This window comes from Cellulomonas sp. P22 (assembly GCF_044392165.1).
This window is the reverse complement of record NZ_JBISBW010000015.1, coordinates 1-12,412: the sequence shown is the minus strand read 5'-3', so window position 1 is coordinate 12,412 and position 12,412 is coordinate 1. Positions and strand designations below refer to the sequence as shown.

The following is a 12,412-nucleotide window of genomic DNA, read 5'->3' as shown; positions in this document are numbered from 1 at the left end:
GGCACGCACGGCAGGGGAGCGGTCCAGCGCCGCCGCGAGCCCGCACGTGCGTCCTCGCCTGGCCGCTACGTCACCACGTCGGGAGCAGCCGCGCAACCGCTGCAGGGTGAAGACGGGATGAATCGTCCCACCGTGCGGCCCGGTGTGCGGCCGGACGCAACCGCAGGTGGGCATGCTGCGGGCCGTCCCGCGCACCTGGGTACCGTGATCCCGTGAGCACAGCCAGCCCCCGCGTGCGCCCGGCCCTGCCGGCCGACGTGCGCACCATCCGTGACCTCGTGCAGCCGTACGCGACCGAGCGCATCCTGCTCGCCAAGGAGTGGGTGGGCTACTACGAGGCGGTCCAGGAGTTCCTGGTGGCCGAGTCGGCCGACCCGCGGGTGGTGGGCTGCGGGGCGCTGCACGTCATGTGGCAGGACCTCGCCGAGGTGCGCACGCTCGCTGTCGACCCGGCCTGGCGCGGGCGCGGCGTGGGGCACCTGCTGCTCGACGCGCTGCTCGACCGCGCGCGCGAGCTCGGCCTGCGCCGCGTCTTCTGCCTGACGTTCGAGGTCGACTTCTTCGCCGCGCACGGGTTCGCGCCCATCGACGGGACGCCCGTGACCCCCGAGGTCTACGCGGAGCTGCTGCGCTCGCACGACGACGGCGTGGCCGAGTTCCTGGACCTCGCACGCGTCAAGCCGAACACCCTCGGCAACACGCGCATGCTCATCGAGCTGTAGCGCGGGCTCACACCCCGGCGAAGTGCTCCGCGAGGTCCAGGTCGCCGACCGTCTCGACGATCACCGCGGTGAGCGCTGTCGTCGCCCAGGTCTGGTGCACCTCGCCCGGCTCCCACACCACGAGGACGCCGGGGCCGACCGCGCGGCGCTCACCGTCGTCCGCCGCGACCTCGCCCTCGCCCTCGACCACCGCGAACGCCTGCCGCAGGGTGGCCGGGTGCCGCCCGAGCGTCCCGCCCGCGGCGAGGTGCGCGACGTGCACGCGGGTCTCGTCGGCCGGGCCGACGTGCGGCAGGAAGTCCATCACGACGCCCGAGCTGCTGAAGGCGTCGACGTCGTGGCGGGGCAGGGTGAACAGGCGCACGGGGGTCTCCGGGGGATCGGGGCGGGGATCAGGACGGGTGCTCGCGAGCGTAGGGGTCCGTCAGGGCAGCCGGTAGGTCGGCGGGTCGTCGTCGGAGGGGCCGGGCACCCGCACCACGAGGCCGTCGGCGAGCAGGCCCGCGACGCAGCGCTCGCGCTGGGTCCGATCGGGCCACACCGCGTCGAGCGCGTGGGCGGGCACAGGCTCCAGCGCCTCGCGGAGCAGGGCCATGACGCGACCGCGCACCTGACGGTCGGTGCCGGCCCACGCCTGCGTGCGGCGCCGGGCGGCGTGCTCGTCGTCCGGCCGGCCCGCTGCCCGCCACGCGCACAGACCGGCGACCGGGCACTCCTCGCACCGTGGGCTGCGGGCCGTGCAGACCAGCGCGCCGAGCTCCATCGACGCTGCGGACCAGCGGGCAGCGGTCGCGTCGTCGTCGGGCACGTACGACGCGGCGAGCCGCACCTCGGCGGTCGTCTGGCTCGGGGCCGGCAGGGCGGTGCCGCCCACGGACCGGGCCAGCACGCGCCGCACGTTGGTGTCGAGCACCACCGAGCGCAGCCCGAACGCGAACGCCTGGACGGCGGCCGCGGTGTACGCGCCCACGCCGGGCAGCGCGAGCAGCTCCTCGGTGGTCCGGGGCACGGTGCCGTCGTGCCGCTCGACGACGACGCGCGCGCACTCCTGCAGGCGCAGCGCACGGCGCGGGTAGCCCAGCCGGTCCCACGCCCGCAGCACGTCCGCGGTGCCGGCCGCCGCCAGGTCGGCGGGTTCGGGCCAGCGCGCCATCCAGGCGCGCCACGCGGGCTCGACCCGCACCACGGGCGTCTGCTGCAGCATCACCTCGCTGACCAGCACCCCCCACGGGGTGCGGTCGGGGGCGCGCCACGGCAGGTCGCGGGCGTTCTCGTCGAACCACTCGAGCACAGCCGCGCGCAGCCCGGGGCCGCCGGGTGCCGGGGCGTCCGGACCCACCTCGCGCGGCGTCGGGGCGTCAGGCATCGCAGGCACAGGACATCCTCTCCCGACACAGGTCGTGCCCCCACCGGCGCGGTGGCCGCCGGCGGGCCGTCGGTGACCGGTACGTTACGGCTGAACGGGTGACTGGCCGCCTCGTGCGGCGGACGTGAGGACGGTGCCTGATGGGTGTGCTGCGACCTGCCGGACCTCTGCCGTCCCGCGTGTACTGGGTGCGCCGCCTCGTCGTCCTCGGGCTGCCCCTGCTCGTGGTCGCGCTCGTGGTGTGGGCCGTCGCCGGGCGCGGCGGCGACGACACGGTCGACGGCGCGGGGGGCGACGTCGAGCAGGTCTCCGACCCGTTGCCCGCCGAGTCGTCGCCGGGGTCCGCGACCCCCCAGGCGTGCGCGCCCGAGTCGCTGGCCCTGACCCTCGCGGCCGACGCGGCGTCCTACGGGGCGTCGGCGCAGCCCATGTTCACGGTGACGATCGCCAACTCGGGCGCTGTCGACTGCCTCGTCGACGCGGGCTCGGGGCAGCTCGGGATCGTGATCACCTCGGGCGACGACCGCATCTGGGCGAGCCAGGACTGCCCCGCCGACCCCGTCGAGCGCCCGCTGCTGCTGGCCGCGGGGAAGTCGGACGTGACCCAGGTGCAGTGGACGCGGGCCCGCTCGGCCGCCGGCTGCCCGAAAGACCTCCCGGCCGCCAAGCCCGGCACCTACTCCACGACGCTCACGCTCGCGGGCGCGTCCTCAGCGCCGCAGGTCTTCGTCCTCGAGTAGGCAGGTCTTCGTCCTCGAGTGGCGGGGGACCGTCAGACGTAGCGCTCGAGGATGCTCGACTCGGCGAGGCGCGACAGGCCCTCGCGGACGGCCCGGGCGCGCTGCTCCCCGACGCCGTCGACAGCCATGAGGTCCTCGATGCTCGCGGCGAGCAGCTTCTGCAGACCGCCGAAGTGCTCGACGAGCCGGTCGACGATCGCGGCGGGCAGCCGGGGGACCTTCGAGAGCAGGCGGTAGCCGCGCGGACCCGCCGCGGCGTCCAGGGCGTCGCCCCCGCCCGGCAGGCCGAGCACGCGGGCGAAGTGCGTGATGTCGATGAGCTCGGTGCTGTCGAGCTCGGCGAGCGCGGCCTGCACGGCAGTCGCGTCGCGCTCCTTGCGCGAGCTGTCCACGTAGTCGCGGATCACGAGCTCGCGGTCCGAGCTGATGCCGCCCGTGAGCTCGTCGAGCTGGAGCGACAGCAGGCGGCCGTCGGTGCCGAGCTCGACGACGTAGCCGGCGATCTCCTCCGAGATGCGGCGCACCATCTCGAGGCGCTGCACGACCGCCGTGACGTCGCGCACGGTGACGAGGTCCTCGATCTCGAGCGCCGACAGCGTGCCGCTCACCTCGTCGAGCCGCGACTTGTACCGCTCGAGCGTCGCGAGCGCCTGGTTGGCGCGCGACAGGATCGTGTCGGAGTCCTCGAGGACGTGCCGCACGCCGCCGACGTACAGCGCCACGATCCGCATCGACGCGGACACCGAGATCACCGGGAAGCCGGTCTGCTTGGCGACGCGCTCCGCGGTGCGGTGCCGGGTGCCGGACTCGGTGGTCTCGATGGTCGGATCGGGCAGCAGCTGGACGGCGGCCCGCAGGATGCGCCGGACGTCGCGGTCGACGACCACGGCACCGTCCATCTTCGCGAGCTCGCGCAGGCGCGTCGCCGAGAACTCGACGTCGAGCACGAAGCCGCCCGAGCAGATCGACTCGACGGTGCTGTCGTGCCCCAGGACGATCAGTGCGCCCGTGCGTCCGCGCAGGATGCGCTCCAGGCCGTCGCGGAGCTCGCCACCGGGTGCGACGGCAGCCAGCGTCGAGCGCAGCAGGTCGTCAGGCAGCGGGGTGGTCGGCACACGGTGATCCTACGCGGGACCGGGGGCCGGGCCGGGGGGTAGACACGCGCCCCGGGGGCACGCGACATCACTGGTCCGCACCACCGGGCACCCGTCGGGAGCCGGTGCGGCGTCGGACGTCGCAGCCGTGGGTCTCAGGTGTGGTCGCCGGCCACGCCCACGGCGCGCACGGCCTCGGCGAGGTCCGCGACCTCGATGAGCTCCATGCCCGCGGGGCCGCTGCCCGCGTCGATCGATCCGGCGGGCACCACGGCACGGACGAACCCGAGCCGGGCGGCCTCCGCCAGCCGTCGGTGGATGCCCGTGACGACGCGGATCTCGCCCGCGAGGCCCACCTCGCCCATCGCGACGAGACCGCGCGGCAGGGCGACGTTCTCGCGCGAGCTCGCGGTCGCGAGGGCCAGCGCCAGGTCGGCGGACGGCTCGACGACCCGCGCGCCACCCACTGTCGAGACGTAGACGTCCTGGTCGGCGAGGCGCGCGCCGACGCGGCGCTGGAGCACAGCGAGGACCATCGCGAGCCGGCTCGCGTCGACGCCGCTCGTGGTGCGGCGCGGGTTGGCCAGCATGCTCGGCGCCACGAGGGCCTGGACCTCGGTCGCGAGCGGCCGGCGACCCTCGAGCGTGACCGTCACGCACGTGCCCGGCACGTGGTGCAGCGCGTGCGAGACGAACAGCCCGCTCGGGTCGGTCAGGCCCTCGATGCCCGTCTCGGTCAGGTCGAAGCAGCCGACCTCGTCGGTGGGGCCGTAGCGGTTCTTCGTCGCGCGCAGCAGCCGCAGCCGCGAGTGCCGCTCACCCTCGAACTGGCACACGACGTCCACCAGGTGCTCGAGCGTGCGGGGACCCGCGACCGAGCCGTCCTTGGTCACGTGGCCGACCAGCACGACGGGCATGTCGCGCTCCTTGGCGACCGCGATGAGCGCACTCGCGACCTCGCGCACCTGGCTGACGCCGCCCGCGGTGCCGTCGATCGCCGCGGACGCGATGGTCTGCACCGAGTCGACCACGAGCAGGTCCGGGTCGACCTGCTCGACGTGCCCGAGGAGCGTGCCGAGGTCGGTCTCGGCCGCGAGCAGCAGGTGCGGGTCGAGCGCCCCGATGCGCTCGGCACGCAGCCGCACCTGGCCGGCGGACTCCTCGCCGGTCACGTACAGGACCCGTCGCCCCTCGGGGGAGTCGGGCCGGAACGCGGCGTCGAGCGGGTCGCGGCCCGCACGTGCGGCACGGCTCGCGACGTCGAGCAGCAGGGTCGACTTGCCCACCCCGGGCTCGCCCGCGAGCAGCACGACGGCGCCCGGGACCAGTCCGCCGCCGAGCACCCTGTCGAGCTCGTCGACGCCGGTCGAGCGGGCGCGGGCCGCCTCGACGTCGATCTCCGCGATCGGGCGGGCGGGGCTGCGTGTGGGGGTGACGGTCGCTGTGCGCGGTGCGGTGCCACCGGGGCCCGTGTCCTCGAGCACCGAGCCCCACGCCTGGCACTCGCCGCAGCGGCCGACCCACTTGGGTGTGGTCCAGCCGCACTCGCCGCAGCGGAAGCCCGCTCGGACGGTGCGGCTGCGGGGTTCGGCGCGCCGGGCGCCGGTCGTCGAGGTCACGCTCGCACGGTAGCCGCCTCGACCCACACGCCCCGACGCCCGCCCGCGCCGTGGTTCGCCGGGCACCGGTCGGCCGGTGCTCGGATGATGGCCTCATGGTCTCGGAGCGCCGCGCCGTCCGCCGCGGGGCGGTGCTGCGCTCGCTCGCGACGCTCACGGCCGCGGTCGTCATCTACTACGCCGTCCCGCTCGACCTCGAGGAGGACGCGCTGCCCCGCCTCACGCGCTCGGTCGTGTTCGCGCTCGGGGTGCTCGCGCTCATCGTCCTCGTCGTCCGCCAGGTGCGCCGCCAGGTCCAGGCCCGGGCAGACCCGGCCGTCCGGCTGCTCAGCGTGCTGACGGTGGTCTACACCGTGGTGGTGTTCTTCGCGCTGACCTACTACCTGCTCGCGACCCGCAGCGCGAACGAGATGGTCGGGATCGCGACGCGCACCGATGCGCTCTACTACACGGTCGTGACGCTCGGCACCGTGGGGTTCGGGGACGTGCACGCGGTGGGGCAGGTGGCGCGCATCGTGACGACGGTGCAGATCCTGTTCGACCTGTTCGCGCTCGGGCTGCTCGTGTCGGTCGTGACCTACCGCATCCAGACCTTCGGTGGCCGCGGCGTCCTGCCGTCCGACGGCGAGCCGCCGTCGGACTGAGGACGCGCGGACGGGCGGCGCCACGGCGGTGTCGCTCAGGTCTGTCGCGCACCCTGGCCACTAGGCTTCCTGCGGGAACGCCCGGCTGCCGCCTGCCGGACGACACGCAGCCAGGGAGACACCATGAGTGACAGCCGACCGGGTGAGCAGCCTGGACAGTTCCCGGGCCAGCAGCCCGTCTCCTCGGTGCTGTGGCCGCAGGGCTCGGCGGGCGTGACGACCACGCCGCCGTCCACCACGCAGCCCCCGGTCGACGAGGACCCCGCCGGCGGTGGACGACGCCGCCGTGTGCTGCTCGTGGGCGGGATCGCCGCGGCCGTGCTCGTGGTCGGTGGCATCACGACCGCGCTGGTGCTGAGCGGCGACGACGACGTCGTGCCCGCGGCCGCCGCCGCGACCGTCTTCCTGCCGACGCCCACGCCGACCGTCGAGCCGGTCGCGCGCACGGCCACTTCGGCGTTCGCGAGCGCGCTGCCCACGACCGTCCTGCAGTTCGCGCTCGCCTCCTCGGCCGACGACCCGGAGTGGTTCGCGGCGGGGGCGATCGAGGCGTACACCGAGACGTTCACCGACGGCGGCACGGGCCAGGTCGTCGTGCAGGCCGGGCAGTGGGAGACGGCGGCCGAGGCCGACGCCCACGTGCGCGCCGTCGTCGCGGCGCTCCCGGTCGCGGGCGCCGACGCGAGCGCCGACTCGAGCGCCGACCCGTCGGCCGCCCCGGACGCGCTGGTCGCCGAGTCGGGCGACGTGACGGTGGCCGGTGCCGTGGTCGGCTCGTTCACGATCGTGCCGTCCGGCGCCGAGGGCGTCGTGGTGTGGTCCAACGGGACGACGGCCTTCCGGGCGACCGGGCCCGCCGCGAGCATCCGCGACTTCTACCTGGCCTTCCCGCTCTGATCCTGCGGGCTGTCGCCCGCGCTCAGGCGTCGTGAGACCGAGCTGGGCGGAACACCCACTGGCGCAGCAGCACGAACCGCACGAGCGTCGCCCCGAGGTTCGACACCACGAGCGCCGCGAGCTCGACGGTGTGCGGCGCGCCGGGGGCGAGCGCGTCGAGCACAGCGAGCGACCCTGACGTCAGGGCCCACGAGAGGGCGAAGATCAGCAGCCCCTGGCCGTGCTGCGCCGCGGCCCGCCTGCGCCCGCGGACGCCGAACGTCACCCGCCGGTTCACGGCGGTGTTCGCGACGGCCGTGGCGAACAGGGCCACGAAGTTGGCGGTCTGGGCCCCGATCGGGGCGGTCAGTGCGAGGTAGATCACGATGTAGGACGCGGTCATCACCGCGCCGACGAGCCCGAACCGCACGAGCTGGTCGAGCAGCTCGGTGCGGCGGAGGCGGGCGACCGCCCGTCGACCCAGCGGGGTGCGCGGCACGTAACGGGCGACGCTGAGGGTGGGTCGTGGGGGGTCGGCTGGCAGCGTTGTCCACCCGTCGCCGAGCGGGCCGATCTCGACGGTCGTGTCCACCGCACCACTGTGCGCTACGACCACCGGCATCTGCTAACCGCTCCCTGTGCGTCGGCTGTGAGACGTGCCGCCAGCGGGCCACCGCGACACCGGGGCGAGAGATTACATCCAGCCGTTCTCCTGGGCGATGCGGATGGCGTCCACCCGCCCGCGAGCGCCCAGCTTGTCGACGATCGCGGAGAGGTAGTTCCGCACGGTGCCCTCCGAGAGGAAGAGGCGCTGCGCGGACTCCCGCACCGAGCACCCGCTCGCGACGAGGTCGAGCAGCTCCTGCTCGCGTGGGCGCAGCGGGTTGGCGCCGAGCCGCAGGGCCGCGGCGGCGAGGCTCGCGTCGAGCACCTGACCGCCCTCCGCGACGGTCCGGACCCCCTCGACGAGCGCCCGTGCCGAGGCGGTCTTCAGCACGAAGCCCCGTGCACCGGCCTCGAGCGCGGCCTTGACCGAGCCGGGGCGCCCGACGCCGGTGAGGATGACCACCCGGACCTGCGGCCACGCGCGGGCCAGCTCGCCCGCGACGGCGATGCCGTTCTGGCCGGGCATGTCGAGGTCGAGCAGGGCCACGTCGGGCCGCGTGCGCTCGACGGCGGCGAGCACGAGGTCGCCGCGACCCACCTCGGCGACCACCTCGAAGTCCTCCTCCATGCCCAGCAGGGCGACGAGGGCCGAGCGCACCACGTGCATGTCTTCGGCGACGAGCAGTCGGATCACGCAGGGACCTCCTGGGTCAGAGCCGGGTCGTCGGTCGTCGGCAGCGCGACCACGAGCGTCCACGTGCCGTCGGGCCCGGCCGCGGCCGAGACCGTCCCGCCCGATGCGGCGACGCGCTCGTGCAGGCCCCGCAGGCCGTTGCCCGGGGCCGGGCGGGGATCGGGCACGGCGGCGCCGTCCTGCGCGAGGTCGGCGCCGTCGTTGTGGACCGTGACGACGAGGTGCCCCTCGCGGCGCTCGGCCGTGAGCCGGCACCGCGTCGCGCGGCTGTGCTTGAGCACGTTCGTGACGCCCTCGCGCACGACCCACGCCAGCGTGTCGCTCACCGCCGTGGGTGCCGCGAGGTGGGCGTCGACCCGCACCTGGCACTCGATCCCGGCCTCCTCGAGCAGCTCGAGACCCACGTCGATCTCGCTCTCGAGCGACAGGTTCCGATAGCCCGTGACGAGCGCGCGCAGGTCGTCGCCGCACTGCGCAGCGACGTTCGAGATCTGGTCGAGCTCGGCCGCCGTCTCGGCGTCGAGGCCGCGCTCCTGGTAGCGGCGCGCGAGCTCGGCCTTGAGCGAGATGGCCGCGAGCCCGCGCCCCAGCACGTCGTGCAGGTCGCGCGACATGCGCAGCCGCTCGCGCAGCACCGCGGTGCTCACGAGCTCGATCCGCAGCTGGTTGAGCTCGAGGGTGATCCGCACCGTCCACGCGAGCGCCGCGAGGACGGCCGCGGTGAGCAGCACCTGGAGGGTGCCGTAGACGGTGTCCATGGGTCGCTGCCCGAAGACGAGCAGCGAGCCGGACGCGTCGAGCGCCACGACCACGAGCACCACCACGAGCGAACGGCGCCACGGCAGCGCGGCGAGCGCGCACGCGGCCAGCAGGCCGGCGGACGCCCCCCACGGGCGCCCGGCGAGCAGCATCGGCAGGTAGCAGACGGCCGCCAGCGCCCCGAGGGACCACTCGGCGCGCACCGGGGTGTGGGTCGCGAGCGGCAGCGTGAGGTGGTGGACGACGAGCACGGCCAGCGGCACGGACAGGAGCCACACCAGGACGCCGACCACGCCCGAGCCGTGCCCGGCCCCCACGACCGACAGCGCGGGCATGAGGCTGAGGCACGCGGTGACCGCGTCGAGCGCGCGCACGGCAGGCCAACGTCGCCACAGCGCGACGCGGGAACGCCATGCGACCGACAGGACGGGAACCAAGACGACCCCCTCGTGCGTCGGCGACCCGCGCGAGAGTCTAGTGAGCCGGGGGCGTTCTGTGACAGGACGGCGCATACCGTGTCACCGCACGTCACACGAAGAGCCACACGGGGTTGAGCTCGCGCGGCCCCGGCTCGACCCAGCCCAGCCGCGCCGGCACGTCGTGCAGGCGTCCCGGGGCGAGCCTGCGGTCGAGGTGCCGGAGCCCGGGGGCGAGGACGCGCGCGACCGGGACCCCGGTCTCGGGCCGGGAGGCGTCGTGCACGAGCACCTCCACGCGGTGCGCGGCCAGCACGTCCACGAGCGCACGGACGTCGGTCGCGGCGTCCCCCGACGGCGCCACCCGGGCCGGGCACCGCACCGCGTCCGGGTCGGGGTGCAGGTACGAGTGCGTCGACGTGCGCGCCGTGGCCCAGAACTCGCGTGCCACCGGCGGGTGCGCATCGGGGTCGGTGTCGGGGCCCAGGGCGAGCATCTGGTCGAGCTCGCCGAGCGCCCGCCGGGCCGCGCGTGCCACGTCGAGGTGTGCGCCGAGGCCCAGCACGACCGCCTCGCCCTCGCCCGAGCCCTCGGGAGCGGTGCGGGCGCTCACGGCCGCGACCACCGGCACCCCCAGGTCGTGCGTCAGGTCGAGCAGCCACCACCGGCGGCCCACGGCCTGCAGGCGGGCGTCGGTCGCGGCGCGGGTGCGCGCGTCCAGCACCTGCGGGTCGACCGCGGGACGGTGCGCGCGGGGGTACCACCACAGGCTCGCGGCGTCCCGCTCGACGAGCTCGAGCAGGCCGTGCAGCACGGCCTCGGACCACGTCGCCGCGGCGGCGCACCCGTTCGAGTCGGGCGTGCCGACGTCGTGCGGGCCCGGGTGGCCGAAGAGCAGGGTCGAGGCCGGGGCCCAGCGGGTGCGGCCCGAGGTGATGGACGTGAGGGGCAGCAGGTCGACGACCTCGTCGGGATCGAGCCGGCGCGGCACCGGACCCGATTCGCTGACCTGACCCGGGGCGAACAGCAGCCACTCGGCCGGGTCGAGCCCGTCGTGCCCCAGGCTCGCCAGGGTCGCCGTGCGATGCACCTCGTCGCCGTGCCAGGACACCGAGTACCGCTCGACCGCCTCGCCGAGCGCCGACGCGCGCGCCGCCAACGGGTCCGGACCGCGACCCAGCGCGGGCATCGTCGTCCACCCCGCTCCCGTGCGCACCCGGTGCCGGGCGCGCACGACCCAGCCCCCCGCCACCTGCTCGGCGTCCGACACCTCGGTCACCACACCCGTGAGGGGGTCGACCAGCGCATCGACCCGCGCGACGAACTCGGCCGCACCCGTCGAGCGGTAGCCGTCCGCGGCCCGCACCGGCGTCGGGGCCGTCGCCGTGCGGCGAGGCGCCGGGGGCCGTCCGCACCGGCCGCACGTCGTGAACCGGATGAGACGGTGACGGCGGGTGGACGCGTCGGCCACGTCGAGCGCCACGAGCTCCCACGCCGGCGCCGGGCGGCCGCTCAGGTGCTGGGCCAGGCACCCCGCGACGAGCCCGCCCGCGACCGCCTCGACCGCGGGCGACCAGCCGAGCGGCACGTCGTCGGGCGGGTCGTGCTCGGCGCCCGGAGCGAGCGAGCGCACCAGGCACGCGGGGCAGGTGCCCTGCGGCCCGAGCACCGGGGCCAGCAGCACGGTGCGCTGCCCGAGCCCCACCGGGAGCACGGGCACGCCGGCCGCGAGGGCCGAGTCGTACGCGGCGCGCGCGGCGCCGCTCGTGAGGTCCGCGGTGAGCACCACGCGGGCCGCCGGGGGAGCCGTGGATGTCGCTGCGCCGATCTCGGCCGCGAACCCGCACGCGGCGAGCGCAGCACGTACGGCCGCGCCCGTCGCGCCGCGCGTCGCACCCACCACGTCCACCTCGACGGGCATCGGCCCGGCCGCGAGGGAGGTGGTGGGTGCGCCGAGGAAGCCGCGCAGGGGGTGCGGTGCGACGAGTCCCGCACCGGGTGGGTCGACCAGCACTGTGCCGCGGGCCACGAGCGACGCGAGGGCTGCCATCCACCCGGCCGCGGGGATCGTGCGGGTGGCCCCGCCGGGCGAGGTGCTCGCGTGGTCGGCCAGCGCGTCGGCCAGCACCGCGTGCAGCGGGCGCGGGGCGCCGTCCGGGTCGAGCGCACCCAGCAGGGCCCGGGCCGGCAGCGACGTGAGGGTCTCGCGCCGTGAGCCGTGCACCAGCCGGGCGCTGCCCGGACGCAGCGCGACCCCCGTGCCGTCGGCCAGCCGCACGAGCGAGTCGCGCGTGACACCGACGGGCACGAGGGTCGCCGCCCTGGGGCGTTCCTCGGGTGGAACCGTCACCGCGGGGCGGTCTCCCCGGGGTAAAAGCTGCCGGGCACGCGCAGCGTGAACCAGTAGAAGGACTCGAAGTCCTCCACGTGGGCGATGCCGGTCGCGGGCGTCGCGGTGCGGGGCTCCACGGCTGCATCGGTGCGCTCGAGCATCGTGTAGAGCTCGTCGAGGGTTGCTTCCGGGCTGATGGTCGTCGTCATGTCGAGATCCCCTCTCGTCGGACGCCGGGGCGGCGTCTCGCGCCCCACTGTGCTCGACGCCCCGGGGGCGGGCGTAGTGCGATGTGCACAGAGGTTCGGTGGGTTTCGCCCCTTGCGCGCAGGTCACGGCGGCCGTGGCGGTCCGGGCGCGTGGCGGACGCGCGTGGTCGGTGTGCGTTTCTCACTTTCTGCGCCGAGGTGCTTCCACCCCTGCCCGAGGGCGTTACGTTGGCCGCGTGCAGCCGATCATCAGGCACTCGACGCCGGGGGACGTCGATGTCCTGGCGGGGGGGCGCCGCCGGGCTGGTCGTCAGGGGGACCGTCAGCCCGGAGCG

The 12,412-nt window shown here is 75.5% G+C and carries 13 protein-coding genes; 4 read left to right on the top strand and 9 right to left on the bottom strand.

What is annotated here, in order from left to right; all coding sequences use genetic code 11:
* The first annotated feature begins 212 nt into the window (after positions 1-212).
* On the top strand, positions 213-722 hold the full coding sequence (locus tag ACGIF2_RS15260) for an amino-acid N-acetyltransferase (RefSeq protein WP_396047910.1): 510 nt from the start codon (positions 213-215) through the stop codon (positions 720-722).
* A 7-nt stretch (positions 723-729) separates the two neighbouring features.
* On the opposite strand, the gene ACGIF2_RS15255 is transcribed toward ACGIF2_RS15260, so the two are convergent.
* Both ACGIF2_RS15255 and ACGIF2_RS15250 read right to left on the bottom strand, forming a co-directional pair.
* On the bottom strand, positions 730-1,086 hold the full coding sequence (locus ACGIF2_RS15255; RefSeq protein WP_396047908.1) for a cupin domain-containing protein: 357 nt from the start codon (positions 1,084-1,086) through the stop codon (positions 730-732).
* Positions 1,087-1,146: 60 nt separating this feature from the next.
* Positions 1,147-2,088: an A/G-specific adenine glycosylase gene (locus ACGIF2_RS15250; RefSeq protein ID WP_396047943.1), complete on the bottom strand. Its 942-nt coding sequence runs from the start codon at positions 2,086-2,088 to the stop codon at positions 1,147-1,149.
* Positions 2,089-2,228: 140 nt separating this feature from the next.
* Between ACGIF2_RS15250 and ACGIF2_RS15245 the strand changes: the two genes are divergently transcribed.
* A complete protein-coding gene (locus ACGIF2_RS15245; protein ID WP_396047906.1) occupies positions 2,229-2,828 on the top strand; it encodes a hypothetical protein in 600 nt (199 codons plus the stop codon).
* Between the two features lie 32 nt (positions 2,829-2,860).
* On the opposite strand, the gene disA is transcribed toward ACGIF2_RS15245, so the two are convergent.
* A complete protein-coding gene (disA, locus tag ACGIF2_RS15240) occupies positions 2,861-3,943 on the bottom strand; it encodes a DNA integrity scanning diadenylate cyclase DisA (protein WP_396047904.1) in 1,083 nt (360 codons plus the stop codon).
* A gap of 134 nt (positions 3,944-4,077) precedes the next feature.
* Positions 4,078-5,541, bottom strand: coding sequence for a DNA repair protein RadA (radA, locus tag ACGIF2_RS15235; protein ID WP_396047902.1), 1,464 nt, complete (start codon positions 5,539-5,541; stop codon positions 4,078-4,080).
* Positions 5,542-5,636: 95 nt separating this feature from the next.
* Here radA and ACGIF2_RS15230 point away from each other — a divergent pair, with 95 nt between their 5' ends.
* On the top strand, positions 5,637-6,185 hold the full coding sequence (locus ACGIF2_RS15230) for a potassium channel family protein (RefSeq protein WP_396047899.1): 549 nt from the start codon (positions 5,637-5,639) through the stop codon (positions 6,183-6,185).
* Between the two features lie 123 nt (positions 6,186-6,308).
* Positions 6,309-7,082 carry a hypothetical protein gene (locus ACGIF2_RS15225; protein ID WP_396047897.1) on the top strand — a complete coding sequence of 258 codons (774 nt, stop codon included), beginning with the start codon at positions 6,309-6,311 and terminating at the stop codon, positions 7,080-7,082.
* Positions 7,083-7,104: 22 nt separating this feature from the next.
* On the opposite strand, the gene ACGIF2_RS15220 is transcribed toward ACGIF2_RS15225, so the two are convergent.
* The 5 genes from ACGIF2_RS15220 to ACGIF2_RS15200 all read right to left on the bottom strand — a co-directional run bounded on the left by ACGIF2_RS15220 (position 7,105) and on the right by ACGIF2_RS15200 (position 12,077).
* Positions 7,105-7,653 carry a GtrA family protein gene (locus ACGIF2_RS15220; RefSeq protein ID WP_396047894.1) on the bottom strand — a complete coding sequence of 183 codons (549 nt, stop codon included), beginning with the start codon at positions 7,651-7,653 and terminating at the stop codon, positions 7,105-7,107.
* Between the two features lie 102 nt (positions 7,654-7,755).
* A complete protein-coding gene (locus ACGIF2_RS15215; RefSeq protein ID WP_396047892.1) occupies positions 7,756-8,361 on the bottom strand; it encodes a response regulator in 606 nt (201 codons plus the stop codon).
* Positions 8,358-9,494, bottom strand: coding sequence for a sensor histidine kinase (locus ACGIF2_RS15210; RefSeq protein ID WP_396047890.1), 1,137 nt, complete (start codon positions 9,492-9,494; stop codon positions 8,358-8,360). Before ACGIF2_RS15210 ends, ACGIF2_RS15215 begins: the two co-directional genes overlap by 4 nt.
* A gap of 154 nt (positions 9,495-9,648) precedes the next feature.
* Positions 9,649-11,886 (bottom strand): TOMM precursor leader peptide-binding protein, encoded by a 2,238-nt coding sequence (locus ACGIF2_RS15205; RefSeq protein ID WP_396047888.1) that lies wholly within the window; start codon positions 11,884-11,886, stop codon positions 9,649-9,651.
* Positions 11,883-12,077, bottom strand: a complete 195-nt coding sequence (locus ACGIF2_RS15200; RefSeq protein WP_396047886.1) for a hypothetical protein — start codon at positions 12,075-12,077, stop codon at positions 11,883-11,885. Before ACGIF2_RS15200 ends, ACGIF2_RS15205 begins: the two co-directional genes overlap by 4 nt.
* Positions 12,078-12,412 lie beyond the last annotated feature (335 nt).

Excerpts from the sequence above, each read along its gene's own strand:
- ACGIF2_RS15225 (WP_396047897.1), top strand. The coding sequence starts at position 6,309 with ATGAGTGACAGCCGACCGGGTGAGCAGCCTGGACAGTTCCCGGGCCAG.
- ACGIF2_RS15200 (WP_396047886.1), bottom strand. The coding sequence starts at position 12,077 with ATGACGACGACCATCAGCCCGGAAGCAACCCTCGACGAGCTCTACACG.
- ACGIF2_RS15230 (WP_396047899.1), top strand. The coding sequence starts at position 5,637 with ATGGTCTCGGAGCGCCGCGCCGTCCGCCGCGGGGCGGTGCTGCGCTCG.
- ACGIF2_RS15250 (WP_396047943.1), bottom strand. The coding sequence starts at position 2,088 with ATGCCTGACGCCCCGACGCCGCGCGAGGTGGGTCCGGACGCCCCGGCA.
- ACGIF2_RS15245 (WP_396047906.1), top strand. The coding sequence starts at position 2,229 with ATGGGTGTGCTGCGACCTGCCGGACCTCTGCCGTCCCGCGTGTACTGG.